Origin of the sequence: Pseudomonas sp. GM79 (assembly GCF_000282495.1) — a bacterium.
Classification (GTDB): Bacteria; Pseudomonadota; Gammaproteobacteria; order Pseudomonadales; family Pseudomonadaceae; genus Aquipseudomonas.
This window is the reverse complement of sequence record NZ_AKJE01000034.1, coordinates 21,633-37,044: the sequence shown is the minus strand read 5'-3', so window position 1 is coordinate 37,044 and position 15,412 is coordinate 21,633. Positions and strand designations below refer to the sequence as shown.

Here is a 15,412-nt window from a genome sequence, read left to right as displayed (position 1 = left end):
CGATGCGGTTTCGGTGGGGGCTGTTGATGGTGCTGTTGATCATCGGCGCTGCCGGGTTGAGCGTCTGGCGGGGTTGGGTTCCCATTCCCCCGCAATGGAACCCGTGGGCGCCGCTGGACGTGAAGGCCGAACCGAACCTGCTGACCCGCTACAAACTAATGCGCCTGCGCGATGATCCGCAGTTATGCGGCCAGGTCCTGAGCGGCTCAGGCTTGCGGGTGGCCCGTCAGGTCGATAGCCCGGACGCGACTTGCCCATTGACCAACACCTTGCGTGTGCAAGGTGGCGAGGTGGCGCTGAGCAGCAGTTTCCTCGCCAGTTGCAGCCTGGCGGTAGCGTTCGCCTTGTTTGAGCGCCACGCCCTGCAACCGGCGGCTCAGGCCGTCTACGGGCAGGCGGTGAAACGGGTCGACCATCTCGGCAGTTTCGCCTGTCGCAACGTCTACAACCGCGAAAACGGCAGACGCAGCCAGCATGCCACGGCCGATGCACTGGATATCAGCGGATTCCGGCTGGCGGACGGCCGATCGATCAGCGTACTCAGGGATTGGCCGAAGGATAACCAGGACGCGCGATTTCTGCGTCAGGTCCGCGACGGCGCCTGCGATATGTTCAGTGTGGTGTTGAGCCCGGACTACAACGCCGCCCATCGCAACCACTTTCATGTGGATGTCGGGCCGTGGTGGCGGTGCCGCTGAGGGTTATGCGGCGATGCGCAGGTTCTGCAGAACGATCGGGCGTGCCCAGCCGTTATCGAAATCGAGTTGTTTCTGTTGTTCCACCAGCTCTTCGGGCGAGAAAGGCGGGAACGGCTTGTCCAGCAAGTCGAGCTCGAACTCGGCGATCGGCAAGCGCAGCGGACGCGGTTGCGGTGCGATGCCAGGCTCTGGCAGCGGTTGACCGGCAGTGAGCACGATCGGGCGTACCCAGCCGCTTTCGAAGTCCTGTTGTTTCTGTTGCGCGACGATTTCTTGCGGCGGGAACGGCGGGGAAGGTTTGTCGGTCAGGTCCATTTCGAACTCGGCAATCGGCAGAAACAGTGGCTCTGGCGGGCGGACTGGCGTTTCGATCACATCACATTCGCGCTGGGAAACGATGTGCGCCAGCAACTCACTGCCAACGGTCGGTTCGACCGGGCTGTCGAGATCGACCGGCGGAAAGTTGAGAGACTCCGGCACGACATCGCCCGACTGATCGGCCAGGGCTTGGGCAAAAAAATCCTGCCACAGGTGACTGACGCCGCTCAGTGCTTGGGAATTTCGCAGGCCAAAATCGCCGTGGGGCGAGATGTAACCTATCGATGTGCGTTGAATGTCTGACATTTCTCTCGGTCGACGCTCAGCTCTGGCAAAATGCTCGATAGTTTGGTTATCGGCCGTTTTTGCCGATCATTAATTTTTTGAGCGTGTTTTCCCATGATTGAGCAACCTGCGGCCTGCCGCATCCATGTCGAGGCCTTGGGCACGACCTTTCAGCCACAGGCCGAGCAATGGGCCGAGCGCCTGGGGTTGCCGTTACAGGTGGATGACGGCGAGTTTGCCTTGCAGGTGGGCGAGCAGGGGTTGCAGCTGCAACAACTGGGGCCGGATGCACCGGGACCGGTGCGGGTGGATTTCGTTGAAGGTGGCGCGGCCCATCGTCGGTTGTACGGCGGCGGCAGCGGTCAGATGATCGCCAAGGCGGTCGGCGTCGCCCAAGGCGTGCGCCCGCGCGTGCTGGACGCCACGGCGGGGCTGGGCAAGGACGCGTTCGTGCTCGCCAGCCTGGGCTGTGAGATGAGCCTGATCGAGCGCCAGCCGCTGATCGGCGCCTTGCTTGAAGATGGCCTGGCGCGCGGCGCGGAAGATTTCGACGTGGCGCCGATCGTGGCGCGGATGCGTTTGCTCAAGGGCAACTCGATCGAAGTGATGCGCAACTGGGAAGGCGAGCCGCCGCAGGTGATTTACCTCGACCCGATGTTTCCCCATCGTGAGAAAACCGCGTTGGTGAAGAAGGAAATGCGCCTGTTCCGGCCGCTGGTCGGTGATGACCCGGATGCGCCGGCATTGCTTGAAGCAGCATTGGCCCTGGCCAGTCACCGGGTGGTGGTCAAGCGCCCACGCAAGGCGCCGTGCATCGACGGGCCGAAGCCGAGTCATGCGCTGGATGGCAAGTCCAGCCGGTATGACATTTATCCGAAGAAAGCGCTCAAGCCTTGAGACCGTGTCGCCTGCTTCGCGAGCAAGCCCGCTCCCACATTGGATCTCCTGCGTACACAAAATCTGTGAACGACAAAGGTCCAATGTGGGAGCGGGCTTGCTCGCGAAGGCGTCAGTCCGGTCACTAAAAAACTATCAGACCGACTCCGGCCGATAAGCCCGCATAAACAACCCCACCACTTCCCGCACATGGGCCTCGGCCGCATCCCCGGTCACCGGCTCGCCGCAGCCATATAGCAGCCGGAAATTTCCCGCGCCCTTGAGCAGGCAGAAGAAATGTTCCGCGGCATTGCGCGGTTTGTCGATACTCAATGCGCCGCTCTGATTGACCTTACTCAGCAACCCCTCCATACCGTGAAGTACGCGTTCTGGCCCGGCCTGGAAGAAAATCAGTGAGAGTTTCGGATCCTGGCTACCCAGCGTCATCATCAGTCGATGCAGGTTCACCGATTCGTCGCTGTTGATCAGCTGATGAAAACCGCGCGCGATGTTCAGCAGCACGGTTTCCACTGCAATGCCGTCCGGCAATTCAAAAAACAGCGTTGGCAGTTGCTCCTCGCACTTGGCCATCACTGCGGCGGCAAACAGCGTCTCTTTGTCATTGAAATGGCTGTAGACCGTCAGCTTTGACACACCGGCCTCGGCCGCCACGGCATCCATGCTGGTGTTGGCGTATCCCTTACTCAGAAACAGGATTTTCGCCGCATCGAGGATGGCCTGGCGCTTGGCCAGATCCTTGGGACGGCCCGGACCGCTGGGTGTTGAAAGATTGTTAGACATTCTTCGCTTTAATACTGGACTGGTGAGTTTGCTATTAATAACATACTGGTCAGTATAATTATTCAAAGCACCATTAGCGAAAGGTCCTTCACCATGTTCCGCTATGCCTTGCCCCTCGCATTGCCGGTCAGTCTGGCTTTTTTATTGTCTGCGTGTGGCCATGAAGAGGCGCCTCAAGTCACCGTCCGCCCGGCCATGGTCGTACAGCCAGAGCCCTCGGCCCAGGCCATGGAAAGTTATCCCGGTGAAGTCCGCGCGCGCTATGAGCCAGATCTGGCCTTTCGCATTGGCGGCAAAGTCAGCCGACGACTGGTCGAGGAAGGCCAGCGGGTCAAGGCTGATCAACCCTTGGCGGAACTGGATCCTCAGGACGTGCGCCTGCAACTGGAAGCCACCCGTGCCCAAGTCGCCGCCGCCGAAGCCAATCTGAACCTGGTGCGCGCCGAGCGTGATCGCTACAAGACCCTGATGGAGCGGCAGATGGTCAGCCGTTCGCAATACGATAATGCGGAAAACCTCTACCGCTCCGGTGAAGCACGCCTCAAGCAAATCAAAGCCGAATTCAACGTATCGACCAATCAGGCCAGTTACGCGGTGCTGCGCGCGCCGCAGGATGGCGTGGTGGCCAAACGTGCGGTTGAAGTCGGGCAAGTGGTGGCGGCCGGGCAAACCGTGTTTACCCTCGCCACCGATGGCGAGCGCGAGGTGTTGATCAGCCTGCCGGAGCAGAGCTTCGGTCGTTTCAAGGTCGGCCAACCGGTCTCGGTGGAACTCTGGACCCAACCCGATCAACGTTTCCCCGGACGCATCCGTGAGTTGTCACCTGCGGCCGACCCGAAATCCCGCACCTTCGCCGCCCGTATCGCTTTTACCGCTGGCAAGGTTCCCGCCGAACTCGGCCAGAGCGCCCGGGTGTTCATCCAGACTGCCGAAGTCGTGGCGTTGTCGGTGCCGCTGTCGGCGGTCACTGCGGAAAACGGTGCCACTTATGTGTGGGTGGTCGGCGCCAACAACACCCTGAAGAAAGCCCCGGTGCGGGTCGGTGCATTCGGTGAGAAAACCGTGCCGGTACTCGAAGGCCTGAACGCCAGCGACTGGGTGGTGGCGGCCGGTGTTCATGTGCTTCACGACGGGCAGCAAGTACGCCCGGTGGATCGCTCCAACCGTGTGGTCAATCTGGCGCACAAGGAGTAATCCCCGATGGGTTTCAATCTTTCCGAATGGGCGCTGCGTAACCGCCAGATCGTACTGTTTCTGATGCTCTTGCTGGCTGTCGTCGGCGCGTTGTCCTACACCAAGCTGGGCCAAAGTGAAGACCCGCCGTTCACCTTCAAGGCCATGGTTATTCGCACCAACTGGCCGGGGGCCACGGCCGAGGAAGTGTCGCGCCAGGTTACCGAGCGCATTGAAAAGAAACTGATGGAAACCGGCGAGTACGAACGGATCGCTTCGTTCTCCCGCCCGGGCGAATCCCAGGTCACGTTCGTTGCTCGAGATTCGATGCATTCGGTGGAGATCCCGGAGCTCTGGTATCAGGCTCGCAAGAAGATCAGCGACATTCGCCACACCCTGCCGCCGGGCATCCAGGGGCCCTTCTTCAATGATGAATTCGGCACCACCTTCGGCAACATTTACGCCCTGACCGGCGAAGGTTTTGATTACGCGGTACTCAAGGACTACGCCGACCGTATCCAGATTCAGCTGCAACGGGTCAAGGATGTGGGCAAGGTCGACTTGCTCGGGCTGCAGGACGAGAAGATCTGGATCGAGCTTTCCAACGTCAAACTGGCCACCCTCGGATTGCCGTTGGCGACGGTGCAGCAGGCGCTTGAAGAGCAGAACTCGATGTCCAATGCAGGTTTCTTCGAAACCACCAGCGAGCGTTTGCAGCTACGGGTTTCGGGGAATTTTCAGACGGTCGAGGAGATCAAGAACTTCCCGATCCGGGTCGGTGATCGCACGTTCCGCATCGGCGATGTGGCGAACGTTCGTCGTGGCTTCAACGATCCACCGGCGCCGCGCATGCGCTTCATGGCTGAAGACGCCATCGGCCTGGCCGTGGCCATGAAAAGCGGTGGCGACATTCTGATTCTGGGCAAAGCGCTGGAAGTCGAATTCGCCCGGATCCAGAAAAACCTCCCTGCTGGCATGCAACTGCGCAAGGTGTCCGATCAACCCGCCGCGGTGAAAACCGGTGTCGGCGAGTTTGTTCAGGTACTGGTGGAGGCGCTGGCGATTGTGTTGCTGGTGAGCTTCTTCTCCCTCGGTGTGCGCACCGGCATGGTCGTAGCACTGGCGATTCCGCTGGTGTTGGCGATGACGTTCGCCTGCATGTATTACTTAGGGATAGGCCTGCACAAGATTTCCCTCGGCGCGCTGGTACTGGCGCTGGGGTTGCTGGTGGACGACGCGATCATCGCCGTGGAAATGATGGCGATCAAAATGGAGCAGGGCTTCGACCGGGTCAAAGCCGCCAGCTACGCCTGGACCAGCACTGCGTTCCCGATGCTCACCGGAACGCTGATCACCGCTGCCGGTTTCCTGCCAATTGCCACCGCGCAATCGGGCACCGGCGAATACACCCGCTCGATTTTCCAGGTGGTGACCATCGCGCTGTTGGCGTCGTGGGTTGCCGCCGTGGTCTTTGTGCCTTATCTGGGGGAAAAACTCCTGCCGGACCTGGCGAAAATTCACGCCGCCAAACATGGCACCGGCGACGGCCAACCCGACCCCTATGGCACGCCGTTCTATCAGCGCGTCAGGCGCCTGGTGGAGTGGTGCGTGCGCCGGCGCAAAACGGTGATCGTCCTGACCATCGTGATGTTCGTCGCGTCAGTGGTGCTGTTCCGTTTCGTGCCGCAGCAATTTTTCCCGGCTTCGGGGCGGCTGGAGTTGATGGTCGATCTGAAGCTGGCCGAAGGTGCCTCCCTGAGTAACACCGCCGATGAGGTCAAACGCCTCGAAGGCCTGCTCAAGGATCACGCCGGGATCGATAACTACGTGGCTTACGTCGGCACCGGTTCGCCGCGTTTCTACCTGCCGCTGGATCAGCAACTTCCGGCAGCGAGCTTCGCCCAGTTTGTCGTCCTGGCCAAAACCATCGAGGACCGCGAAACCCTGCGCACCTGGCTGATTGAAACCCTCAACGAACAATTCCCGGCGCTGCGCTCGCGGGTTACACGGCTGGAGAACGGCCCACCGGTTGGCTATCCGGTGCAGTTTCGGGTCACGGGTGAGCACATCGAGGAAGTCCGCGCATTGGCCCGTAAAGTCGCGGCCAAGGTTCGCGAGAACCCACACGTGGCCAACGTGCATCTGGACTGGGAAGAGCCGAGCAAAGTCGTTTACCTGAACATCGATCAGGACCGCGCACGAGCGCTGGGTGTAAGCACGACGAACCTCTCGGGTTTTCTGCGAAGCTCGCTGACCGGTGCCAGCGTCAGCCAGTACCGCGAAGACAATGAGTTGATCGAGATCCTGCTGCGCGGCACGGTGCATGAGCGCACCGAATTGGCGTTGCTGCCAAGCCTGGCCGTGCCGACCGACAACGGTCGCAGCGTGGCGCTGTCGCAGATTGCGACGCTGGAATACGGCTTTGAAGAAGGCATCATCTGGCACCGTAACCGCCTGCCCAACGTGACGGTTCGCGCCGACATCTACGGCAAGGAACAACCGGCGACGCTGGTGCAGCAAATCATGCCGACCCTCGATCCGATTCGCGCCGAACTGCCGGACGGCTATCTGCTGGACGTCGGCGGTACGGTGGAAGACTCGGCACGCGGGCAGAACTCGGTGAAGGCCGGTGTGCCGCTGTTTATCGTGGTGGTGCTGACGTTGCTGATGCTGCAACTGCGCAGTTTCTCGCGCACGGTGATGGTGTTTCTGACGGCGCCACTGGGGCTGATTGGTGTGACGCTGTTTCTGATGGTGTTCCGCCAGCCGTTCGGTTTTGTGGCGATGCTCGGGACCATCGCCTTGTCCGGGATGATCATGCGTAACTCGGTGATTCTGGTGGATCAGATTGAGCAGGATATCGCTGCCGGGCTTAAGCCTTGGCAGGCGATTATCGAGGCGACGGTGCGGCGGTTCCGACCGATTGTGCTGACCGCGCTGGCGGCGGTGTTGGCGATGATTCCATTGTCGCGCAGTGTGTTTTTCGGGCCGATGGCGGTGGCGATCATGGGCGGGCTGATTGTGGCGACGGCGTTGACGTTGCTGTTTTTGCCAGCGTTGTATGCGGCTTGGTTCAGGGTCCGTAAAGAGTCTGTGTGATTGTTTGGTCTTGGCGGCCTTCGGGCCGACCATGCTCTTGGTTGGGTTGTGTACATATCCGTTGCTGCGGTAACGGCGGCTTAGGGTTTCGCCCTTACGGCGACTCACTTTTCCAGACGCCGAAAAGTAAGCAAAAGGCTTCGCCCCAAGCGTCGGGCCCCTCGCTAAGGCTCGGCGTTCCTTCGCTCCGGTATCCATCTGGGGGCATCGCCCTACGGTCTGCTTCGCTACGACCTACATGCGATGGGTTCGACTGCGTCGAACGGCGCTGCGCGCCAATCCCCAGATGAACACCTGCACTCAGCCTCCCGAAGGGGCGGGTGGATCAAGATCAAGAGCTGCAGGCGAGCTAACGCTCGGCCTGTTGAGTGGTGAGGGGCGGGTGTACGCCGATGGCTTTTTGTAGGAGCGAGGCTTGCCCGCGAAGGCGGCCTGACAGCCGATCAATCTATCGCGGGTGTACACAACCCCACGTAGGAGCTGCCGAAGGCTGCGATCTTTTGATCTTCGCGGCCTGACAGCCAACCAATCCCTCTCAGACATACGCAGCCCCACTTGTAGAAGCGAGGCTTGCCCGCGATGTGGCGTCCTGAAAGTCGACGATGTTTATTGGGCAGTCAAATTATCAGAACCTTCCCACATAATTTTCAGGTTGTCCGTCGGAAGTGCGACCTCTAGCCTTTGACTGTCGCTGCAAAAAGCAGCGACCGGGTTTCGCAGCCCGGTTAAACTTCAGACGCACAGCGTCCACCATCCGAAAGCGGGCGCTTTTTTACGCCTGTGTTATGGCGGTTGTGCGCGGGATACCTTCGGGTATGCCGGGTTCCTGAAGTCCCGGTCTGCGAACCTGCGTACAGCTGCCACCTTAAATTCGTTTCGCAGCGATCGGTGGCAGCTCCATTACTTCAGGAGCTACACAATGATCAAAGACAGTCCAAATCCCCCCGAAGCAGAATCAGAAATAGAAACAGAAACTGATCCGGTTTCCCCCTACGCTTTCCTCAATTCCAGGAAACTCCACGACGCGGCGATCCGCGCGCTCGATCATTATCTCGCCCCAGCCGAAAAAAAGGCCAAAGCCGATCGTCGTCCCAGTACGATTTTCGTCATCGGTCCAAACGTCGATTCCGAAACTCTCCTGGCTCATGCCTGTGAAACCCTTGCCACGGCCAATGTCATGGCCAGTGAGTTAGCCTTCGACCTGACCGGCCCCACGTGCAACTTGGTGCTGGGGATTCAACAAATGATTTCACTAGCGGAGTTGTCGGTAAATCGCGTGCTGGATAATCTGGATCCGCAACAGTAGCGCAAAAAAAAGCCCGCTGAACCTTCAAAGGTCAGCGGGCTTTTCGTGATGAGTTGCACTTGGAAAATTACAACGTACCAAACACCTTCTTCGCCAAACTGGTTGCCGCCGCCGCAGGGTTCTGGCGAATGGTTTCTTCCTGTTTGCCAATCATCTCGAACAAACCGTTCAACGCTTGCTCGGTCACGTAGCTTTCGATGTTGGCATTTTTCGCATCCAGCGCGCCCAGGGTTGCGGCTTGTCCGGCGAATGCGTTGTACTGCTGGGCCAAACCGACCTGGTCGGTGGCTTGTTTGACGATCGGCAGGAACTTGATGCGGATCTGCTCGCGGCTGGTTTTGCTCAGGTACTGAGTCGCCGAGTCCTTGCCGCCGCTGAGGATCCCCTTGGCATCTTCCACGGTCATCTTCTTCACCGCATCCACCAGAATCGGCTGAGCCTGTGTCACGGCCGTTTCAGCCGCTTTGTTCATACTGGTTTCCAGTTGATCGACTTGATCGCCCATGCCGAACTGTTTCATTTTCTTGGCGACTTTACCCAGCTTGCCCGGCAATTCGATCTTCACGTCCGGGTTGTTGCTGAAGCCGCCGGGTGTGCCGAGTTGTTTAACGGCCAGTTGCGCGCCTTGGGTCAGAGCGTCCTTGAGACCTCCGCTGGCGTCTTGTTGCGACAGGTCACTGAGAGACCCTGCCAGGGCGTTGGCGCAGATCATCAAGCCTGCGCACAGGCCGGCGAAGCGAAGGGTACGACGGAGCATGGCGGCTTCCTTATTCAGAAAAAAAGGCACAGAAAAAAAGGTTCAGCAAAGAGAGTTAGCGGGCGGCGTCGACGCGGATTTTCAGGGGTTGCCGATCTTTGCCGTCCAGTTGCACGGCGTGATTTTCAGTGGTGATGAACATCAGTTCGCCATTGACTTCGATACGCGCGCTGACCGAGTAGCGGTGGCCGGGTTTGACCTGTGCCGGATCGTAGCTCAAATGGAACGGCAACGGCACCTGGCCTTTGACCGGGCCTTTCTGTTCGTCGAGCACTACCGCCGGAGCGTCGGCCAGAGAAACATCTTGCAAGCTGACGCTCAAGGTTGCACTCGGTGGCAGGGCGATGCGTTGCAAGTAGAACACTTCACCGTCGAGGCTGGCGTTGGCGGTCGGTGGTGTCGACTGGCAGGCACCGAGCAGGGTAGTCAGCAGGACGAGAGAGAGTTTTTTCATCGAAGATCTCCGTATCGAAGGCGCCAGAAGAAGCCTGGCGCCTGTAGGAATTTAGACGGTCTGCGCTGGAGCCGCGACTTGATCCGCCGCATCTTCACTGCGATGCAGCGCCACCTGACGGATCGACAAACGAATCTCCGCCGGCAATACCCGTTTGGCCGCACCTTCGGCCAGTTCGCCGAGCAGTTTGTGATAGCTCAGCTTGCCGGCTTCGTCGCGGCGCAGCACGTCGAGGTCCAGCATTGTCTGGATGAAGTGACGGAACAGGCTCTTGTCGAAGAACTCCGGGGCGTTCAGGCCGTGGAGGATCGACAGGCGCTGGGCCATGACCGTGCACAAATCTTCCAGTTCTTCGGCGCTGATGCTGTTCTGGCCGCTGTTGAGCAGCAAGGAAACAGTCATGTAGAAGCGCTGCAAGGTCTGGGCGATGCTTTTCGACAGTAGCGTCAGTAGTACGAAATGCCGTGAGCTCGGTGCCGGACGCAGGTACACGTCTTTTTCGAAACGCAGCAGGCCTTGCTCGACGAAAGCTTCGAGCCATTGATCGATAACGGCATCGAGTTCGTCCATCGACCAGCGAATGAACAGCTCCGATTGCAGGTACGGATACAGCGCGCGGGTGTAGCGCAGGATCTGCTCGCGGCTCATGCGCGAGGTGCTCTGGAAGAAACTCGCCAGCAACGACGGCAACGCGAAGATGTGCAGCACGTTGTTGCGGTAGTAGGTCATCAGGACGGCGTTTTGTTCGTCCAGGTACAGAATCTTGCCCAGCGCATCGCTTTGCTCGGACAGCAGGTCCATGTCCTTCACATGCTCTATCAGCGCCCGTCCGTCACCTTCCGGCAGGGTGGTATGCGAGGAGTAGGGAACCTTGCGCAACAGCGCCAGATACAGATCGAGCACCCGCGCCATGGCGCGATCGTCCAGGGCCAGGCGGCTGGTGGACAGCAACGCCAGGGCCACCAGATTCACCGGGTTGATCGCCGCCGCTTCATTCAAATGCTGTGCGACTTTCTCGCCGAGGCGGTTGGTGGTTTCGTTGAGCCAGGTGGGTTTGAACTGCGGACCGAGTTCCTGTTGGCGCCAGTCTGGTTGTTCGCTGTCGAGGAATTCCGCCAGTTTGATCGGCTCGCCAAAGTTGACCGCGACCTGACCGAAGCGCTGTTTGAGCGCGCCGATGACTTTGAAAATGTCGAAGATCGATTCTTTCTTCTTGCTCGCACCACGTAATTCGCCGAGGTAGGTGCGGCCTTCCAGCACGCGCTCATAGCCGATGTACACCGGCACGAAGACGATCGGCATGCGCGACGAACGCAGGAAGCTGCGCAGGGTGATCGCGAGCATCCCGGTTTTCGGTTGCAGCATGCGCCCGGTGCGCGAGCGGCCGCCCTCGACGAAGTACTCGACCGGGAAGCCTTTGGTGAACAGGGTGTGCAGGTATTCGTTGAACACCGAGGTATAGAGCGGGTTGCCCTTGAAGGTGCGGCGCATGAAGAACGCCCCGCCACGGCGCAGCAGGCTACCGATCACCGGCATGTTGAGGTTGATCCCGGCGGCAATGTGCGGCGGGGTCAGGCCGTTGCGGAACAGCAAATAGGAGAGCAGCAGGTAGTCGATGTGGCTGCGGTGGCACGGCACGTAGATCACTTCGTGACCCTGGGCGACTTTCTGCACACCTTCGATGTGGTTGACCTTGATCCCGTCGTAGATCTTGTTCCAGAACCAGCTCAGCACCACTTCCAGAAAGCGGATCGCGGTGTAGGTGTAGTCCGAGGCGATCTCGTTTCCATAGCGCAAGGCCTGGGCCTTGGCTTTTTCCGGGGAGATGTTCTCGCGCTCGGCTTCGTCGAGGATCGCCTGTTTGACCGAGGGCTGATTGAGCAGGCCTTTGACCAGGTTGCGGCGGTGGGAAATATCCGGGCCGATGACGGCGGCTTTCAGGTTGCGAAAGTGTACCCGCAGGATCCGCTGAGCCATGCGAACGGTGCGCTCGTGGCCTTTGTTGTGATCGATCAGTTCACGCAGATGAATCGGCGCCGAGAACTGCACCCGGGTTTTGCGCCCCAGAATCATGATGCTCAGCAGTCGACGCAACCGCCCGGTGACGGCCCAGCTGTCGGCGAACAGCAGTTTCCACGGGCTCGATTCGCTGTCTGGCGACTGGCCCCAGAACACGCTCACCGGAATGATCTGCGCGTCTTCGGCGGCGTTCTGGCTCAGGGCGCTGACCAGACGGGTCAGGGTCGGTGGCGCACCGCGTTTGTCCTGACGGCCGAGCCAGTCGGGCTCCGGCGTCAGGTAAAAGAACGCTGCGGGCTCCACCAGCGCACCCACCGATACCGGCAACACCGGGCGCGGCAGGCCGGCCTTGCTGCATTCGGTATCGACCACGGCGAGGTCGGTCAGTGAAGGATTTTGCAGGACGTAGAACACCGGCCGGCTGCGGTCGAGGTCAAGGGTGAACGACGACTGATTGATCGTCTCCGAGCGAACCCAGAGGTACAGCAGTCGGCGCAGGGTGCCAAACACAAGACGGCGGAACGGGGAACGGGTCATACGGCTTCTGCGTGAGTGGATAAAACCAAGCAAATGCTCGGGCGGCCGATAGTGTGCCGTATTCGCCGAAAATCGGCAAAAAAGCGGCTAAGTAAAGTGAGTTGAGAGTTTTTGCGTCTGTCATATACTCGGCCCTTCAAAATAAAAATAAGGGGGTAACTAGATATGGGTACACGCGAAACCGGCAATGTGAAGTGGTTCAACGACGCCAAGGGCTATGGCTTCATTCAGCGTGAGGACGGGGTGGACGTGTTCGTGCACTACCGCGCGATCCGCGGTGAAGGTCATCGCTCGCTGACTGAAGGTCAGCAGGTTGAGTATGCGGTGGTGACCGGGGAGAAGGGCTTGCAGGCTGAGGATGTGGTGGGTCTGTAAACCCGACCTTCGGATCACACAAAACCAATGTGGGAGCGGGCTTGCTCGCGAATGCGGTGTGTCAGTCAATGTTAATGTCGACTGACACACCGCATTCGCGAGCAAGCCCGCTCCCACATTTGATCCGCGTTGTACGGGATTTAAGCGGTTTTCCAGGTGATCTCTTCTTCACCATCGGCGCTGATGCGCATCCAGCGATCGGCCGTTTCTTCGCCTTCTTCCTCGACCCAGCTACCCGGCGCGCAACGCACTTCGACGTTCAGCGCGGCAAAGGCTGCGCGGGCGCAGGCGATGTCGTCTTCCCATGGGGTCTGGTCGCTTTCCAGATACAGGCTGTTCCATTTGCCAACGGCTTTCGGCAGCCAGGTGACCGGCACGCTGCCGGCCTTGCACTTGTAGGTCTGGCCTTTCTGAACCCAGTCGGTGCACGGGCCTAAAGCCGCGCCGAGCCAGGCCGCGATGGCCTTGTAGTCGACGTCGGCGTCTTTCAGGTAAATCTCGATATCGGGTTGGCGCATGGATGTCCTCACTGCGGTTCTGAAAAATCCATTCGCGGATTTAGCCGGCCTCAAGCTGTTTGCTCAAGACCAAATTTTAAGAGTTTATTGAAGAACAAAATAATCGTAGCGCATCGAAACAGTGACCTCGAACGGCTCGGCCTGTTCGATAACCGCCGCGCGGCGTTCGGCACTGGCGCGCCAGCCGTGGGGTGTCATGGCCAACAGGTTCGCGCGATCCTGACCACTGACCAACGTCAGTTTGAACTCCAGGGTTTCGCTGTGCTGCAGCGCCATGCCTTCCGGCACCAGCGCCAAATGCTTGTCATCGGTGTACTCGCGGACTTCGTCGTACAGTCGCTCGCGCAATTCCATCAGATGGCCGCTGGTCGGCCCGACTTTCATCAAGCCGCCGCCGGGGCTGAGCAGGCGCTTGGCTTCTTCCCAGTCCAGCGGGCTGAAAACGCTGGCGAGAAACTGGCAACTGCCTGAGGCCAGCGGCACTCGGGCCATACTGGCGATCAACCAGGTCAGGGCAGGGTTGCGTTTGCAGGCGCGTTTGACCGCCTCCCGGGAAATGTCCAGGGCGTAGCCGTCAGCGTTGGGCAAGGCTTCGGCGATTTGCGCGGTGTAGTAACCCTCGCCACAACCGATGTCCAGCCAGCGTTGGGGCGCGTACTGCGCCGCCAGTTCCGCCAGACGCTTGGCCACCGGCGCGTAATGGCCGGCGTTCAAAAAGTCGCGACGGGCTTCGACCATCGCCAGGTTATCCCCAGGGTCGCGGCTGTTTTTATGCTGCACCGGCAACAGGTTCAGGTAACCCTGCCGCGCACGGTCGAAACGATGCCCGGCGGGGCAAGCCACGCCGTTGTCCACCGCGTTCAGCGGTTCGCTGCAGATCGGACACGCGAGCATCAGGCGAGCAACTTGATCAGGGTCTGGTAGTAGATTTCGGTCAGCACGTCGAGATCGGCCGCCAGTACGCGCTCGTTGACCTGGTGAATCGTCGCGTTGACCGGGCCCAGTTCGACAACCTGAGTGCCCATGGTCGCGATGAAGCGCCCGTCGGAAGTACCGCCGCTGGTGGAAGCTTGCGTTTCGCGGCCGGTGATGTCCTTGATGCTCGCCGACACCGCGTCGAGCAGGGCGCCCGGTTCGGTGAGGAACGGCAAGCCGGACAGCGCCCAGTCGATGTGCCAGTCCAGACCATGTTTGTCGAGAATATCGGCGACGCGTTTTTGCAGGCCTTCGACGGTGGACTCGGTGGAGAAGCGGAAGTTGAACACCGCCACCAGATCACCCGGGATCACGTTGGTCGCGCCGGTACCGGAATTGACGTTGGAAATCTGGAAACTGGTCGGCGGGAAGAAATCGTTGCCGTGGTCCCAGTGTTCGGCGGCGAGCTCGGCCAGCGCCGGGGCAGCGAGGTGGATAGGGTTCTTTGCCAGGTGCGGATAGGCCACGTGACCCTGCACACCGCGCACGGTCAATTTGGCGCCGAGGGAGCCGCGACGGCCGTTCTTGACCACGTCACCGACCAAGGTGGTGCTCGACGGTTCGCCGACGATGCACCAGTCCAGACGTTCCTTACGGGCGGCGAGGCGTTCGATCACAGCCTTGGTGCCGTGATGCGCCGGGCCTTCTTCGTCGCTGGTGATCAGGAAAGCGACCTTGCCCTTGTGATCCGGGTAGTCAGCGACGAAGCGCTCGGCTGCCACGGTCATGGAGGCCAGGCTGCCTTTCATGTCGGCCGCGCCACGGCCGCAAAGCATGCCGTGTTCGTCGATCACCGCGTTGAACGGGTCGATCTGCCAGGCGGTTACCGGACCGGTCGGAACCACGTCGGTGTGGCCGGCGAAGCACAGCACCGGGCCTTCGTGTTTACCGTGGGTCGCCCAGAAGTTATCCACATCTTCGATGCGCATCGGTTCCAGCTTGAACCCGGCATCGCCCAGGCGCTGCATCATCTGCTTCTGGCAATCGGCGTCGACCGGCGTCACGGATGGACGGCGGATCAGGTCGATGGCGAGTTGAAGGGTCGGCGAAAGGTCGGCGTGGGCCGTCATGGAAAGCTCCGGAAACATGAAATATGGGCGCGGGCTAAATGTGGGAGCGGGCTTGCTCGCGAAGGGGCCATCACTGACGCCAAAAGCTTCGCGAGCAAGCCCGCTCCCACAGGTATGGCATTCGGCCGTTGGTACGTGCCCGGCCAAGGCC

At 60.1% G+C, this 15,412-nt stretch carries 14 protein-coding genes; 6 read left to right on the top strand and 8 right to left on the bottom strand.

Annotated elements, in window-relative coordinates:
- Nucleotides 1-2: 2 nt before the first annotated feature.
- The gene (locus PMI36_RS19530) at nucleotides 3-698 is read left to right on the top strand and encodes an extensin-like domain-containing protein (RefSeq protein WP_008070375.1); all 696 of its coding nucleotides are present in this window, start codon (nucleotides 3-5) and stop codon (nucleotides 696-698) included.
- 3 nt (nucleotides 699-701) lie between these two features.
- Here the strand turns inward: PMI36_RS19530 and PMI36_RS19535 are convergent, their stop codons facing one another.
- Nucleotides 702-1,322, bottom strand: a complete 621-nt coding sequence (locus PMI36_RS19535) for a hypothetical protein (RefSeq protein WP_008070372.1) — start codon at nucleotides 1,320-1,322, stop codon at nucleotides 702-704.
- 93 nt (nucleotides 1,323-1,415) lie between these two features.
- On the opposite strand from PMI36_RS19535, the gene PMI36_RS19540 reads away from it, so the two are divergent.
- Nucleotides 1,416-2,198 carry a class I SAM-dependent methyltransferase gene (locus PMI36_RS19540; RefSeq protein WP_008012270.1) on the top strand — a complete coding sequence of 261 codons (783 nt, stop codon included), beginning with the start codon at nucleotides 1,416-1,418 and terminating at the stop codon, nucleotides 2,196-2,198.
- A gap of 135 nt (nucleotides 2,199-2,333) precedes the next feature.
- On the opposite strand, the gene PMI36_RS19545 is transcribed toward PMI36_RS19540, so the two are convergent.
- A complete protein-coding gene (locus tag PMI36_RS19545) occupies nucleotides 2,334-2,978 on the bottom strand; it encodes a TetR/AcrR family transcriptional regulator (RefSeq protein WP_008070370.1) in 645 nt (214 codons plus the stop codon).
- A 93-nt stretch (nucleotides 2,979-3,071) separates the two neighbouring features.
- Here PMI36_RS19545 and PMI36_RS19550 point away from each other — a divergent pair, with 93 nt between their 5' ends.
- The 3 genes from PMI36_RS19550 (at nucleotide 3,072) to PMI36_RS19560 (ending at nucleotide 8,556) form a co-directional block, all read left to right on the top strand.
- Nucleotides 3,072-4,172, top strand: a complete 1,101-nt coding sequence (locus tag PMI36_RS19550) for an efflux RND transporter periplasmic adaptor subunit (protein ID WP_008070368.1) — start codon at nucleotides 3,072-3,074, stop codon at nucleotides 4,170-4,172.
- A gap of 6 nt (nucleotides 4,173-4,178) precedes the next feature.
- Nucleotides 4,179-7,250: an efflux RND transporter permease subunit gene (locus PMI36_RS19555; protein ID WP_008070365.1), complete on the top strand. Its 3,072-nt coding sequence runs from the start codon at nucleotides 4,179-4,181 to the stop codon at nucleotides 7,248-7,250.
- A gap of 919 nt (nucleotides 7,251-8,169) precedes the next feature.
- Entirely contained in the window at nucleotides 8,170-8,556 is a 387-nt protein-coding gene (locus PMI36_RS19560) for a DUF6124 family protein (RefSeq protein ID WP_008070363.1), read from the top strand.
- Between the two features lie 67 nt (nucleotides 8,557-8,623).
- On the opposite strand, the gene PMI36_RS19565 is transcribed toward PMI36_RS19560, so the two are convergent.
- Genes PMI36_RS19565 through plsB form a run of 3 tightly spaced genes read right to left on the bottom strand, consistent with a single transcriptional unit; the run spans nucleotide 8,624 to nucleotide 12,323 of the window.
- A complete protein-coding gene (locus PMI36_RS19565) occupies nucleotides 8,624-9,313 on the bottom strand; it encodes a DUF4197 domain-containing protein (protein ID WP_008070361.1) in 690 nt (229 codons plus the stop codon).
- 55 nt (nucleotides 9,314-9,368) lie between these two features.
- Nucleotides 9,369-9,767, bottom strand: a complete 399-nt coding sequence (locus PMI36_RS19570) for a YbaY family lipoprotein (protein ID WP_008070359.1) — start codon at nucleotides 9,765-9,767, stop codon at nucleotides 9,369-9,371.
- A 51-nt stretch (nucleotides 9,768-9,818) separates the two neighbouring features.
- The gene (plsB, locus tag PMI36_RS19575) at nucleotides 9,819-12,323 is read right to left on the bottom strand and encodes a glycerol-3-phosphate 1-O-acyltransferase PlsB (RefSeq protein WP_008070356.1); all 2,505 of its coding nucleotides are present in this window, start codon (nucleotides 12,321-12,323) and stop codon (nucleotides 9,819-9,821) included.
- Nucleotides 12,324-12,488: 165 nt separating this feature from the next.
- On the opposite strand from plsB, the gene PMI36_RS19580 reads away from it, so the two are divergent.
- Complete coding sequence (locus PMI36_RS19580) at nucleotides 12,489-12,698, top strand: cold-shock protein (protein WP_008070354.1); 210 nt, start codon at nucleotides 12,489-12,491, stop codon at nucleotides 12,696-12,698.
- Nucleotides 12,699-12,838: 140 nt separating this feature from the next.
- Here PMI36_RS19580 and PMI36_RS19585 read toward each other — a convergent pair whose 3' ends face one another.
- From PMI36_RS19585 to dapE, 3 genes are all read right to left on the bottom strand, one after another.
- A complete protein-coding gene (locus tag PMI36_RS19585) occupies nucleotides 12,839-13,216 on the bottom strand; it encodes a hypothetical protein (protein WP_008070352.1) in 378 nt (125 codons plus the stop codon).
- Between the two features lie 84 nt (nucleotides 13,217-13,300).
- Nucleotides 13,301-14,110, bottom strand: a complete 810-nt coding sequence (locus PMI36_RS19590; protein WP_008070350.1) for a putative RNA methyltransferase — start codon at nucleotides 14,108-14,110, stop codon at nucleotides 13,301-13,303.
- A complete protein-coding gene (gene dapE / locus PMI36_RS19595) occupies nucleotides 14,110-15,261 on the bottom strand; it encodes a succinyl-diaminopimelate desuccinylase (protein ID WP_008070348.1) in 1,152 nt (383 codons plus the stop codon). Before dapE ends, PMI36_RS19590 begins: the two co-directional genes overlap by 1 nt.
- Between the last annotated feature and the right edge of the window lie 151 nt (nucleotides 15,262-15,412).

What these genes read in the sequence shown, in the direction of transcription:
- PMI36_RS19530 (WP_008070375.1), top strand. Translation starts at nt 3, where the DNA reads ATGCGGTTTCGGTGGGGGCTGTTGATGGTGCTGTTGATCATCGGCGCT.
- PMI36_RS19535 (WP_008070372.1), bottom strand. Translation starts at nt 1,322, where the DNA reads ATGTCAGACATTCAACGCACATCGATAGGTTACATCTCGCCCCACGGC.
- PMI36_RS19540 (WP_008012270.1), top strand. Translation starts at nt 1,416, where the DNA reads ATGATTGAGCAACCTGCGGCCTGCCGCATCCATGTCGAGGCCTTGGGC.
- PMI36_RS19545 (WP_008070370.1), bottom strand. Translation starts at nt 2,978, where the DNA reads ATGTCTAACAATCTTTCAACACCCAGCGGTCCGGGCCGTCCCAAGGAT.
- PMI36_RS19550 (WP_008070368.1), top strand. Translation starts at nt 3,072, where the DNA reads ATGTTCCGCTATGCCTTGCCCCTCGCATTGCCGGTCAGTCTGGCTTTT.
- PMI36_RS19555 (WP_008070365.1), top strand. Translation starts at nt 4,179, where the DNA reads ATGGGTTTCAATCTTTCCGAATGGGCGCTGCGTAACCGCCAGATCGTA.
- PMI36_RS19560 (WP_008070363.1), top strand. Translation starts at nt 8,170, where the DNA reads ATGATCAAAGACAGTCCAAATCCCCCCGAAGCAGAATCAGAAATAGAA.
- PMI36_RS19565 (WP_008070361.1), bottom strand. Translation starts at nt 9,313, where the DNA reads ATGCTCCGTCGTACCCTTCGCTTCGCCGGCCTGTGCGCAGGCTTGATG.
- PMI36_RS19570 (WP_008070359.1), bottom strand. Translation starts at nt 9,767, where the DNA reads ATGAAAAAACTCTCTCTCGTCCTGCTGACTACCCTGCTCGGTGCCTGC.
- plsB (WP_008070356.1), bottom strand. Translation starts at nt 12,323, where the DNA reads ATGACCCGTTCCCCGTTCCGCCGTCTTGTGTTTGGCACCCTGCGCCGA.
- PMI36_RS19580 (WP_008070354.1), top strand. Translation starts at nt 12,489, where the DNA reads ATGGGTACACGCGAAACCGGCAATGTGAAGTGGTTCAACGACGCCAAG.
- PMI36_RS19585 (WP_008070352.1), bottom strand. Translation starts at nt 13,216, where the DNA reads ATGCGCCAACCCGATATCGAGATTTACCTGAAAGACGCCGACGTCGAC.
- PMI36_RS19590 (WP_008070350.1), bottom strand. Translation starts at nt 14,110, where the DNA reads ATGCTCGCGTGTCCGATCTGCAGCGAACCGCTGAACGCGGTGGACAAC.
- dapE (WP_008070348.1), bottom strand. Translation starts at nt 15,261, where the DNA reads ATGACGGCCCACGCCGACCTTTCGCCGACCCTTCAACTCGCCATCGAC.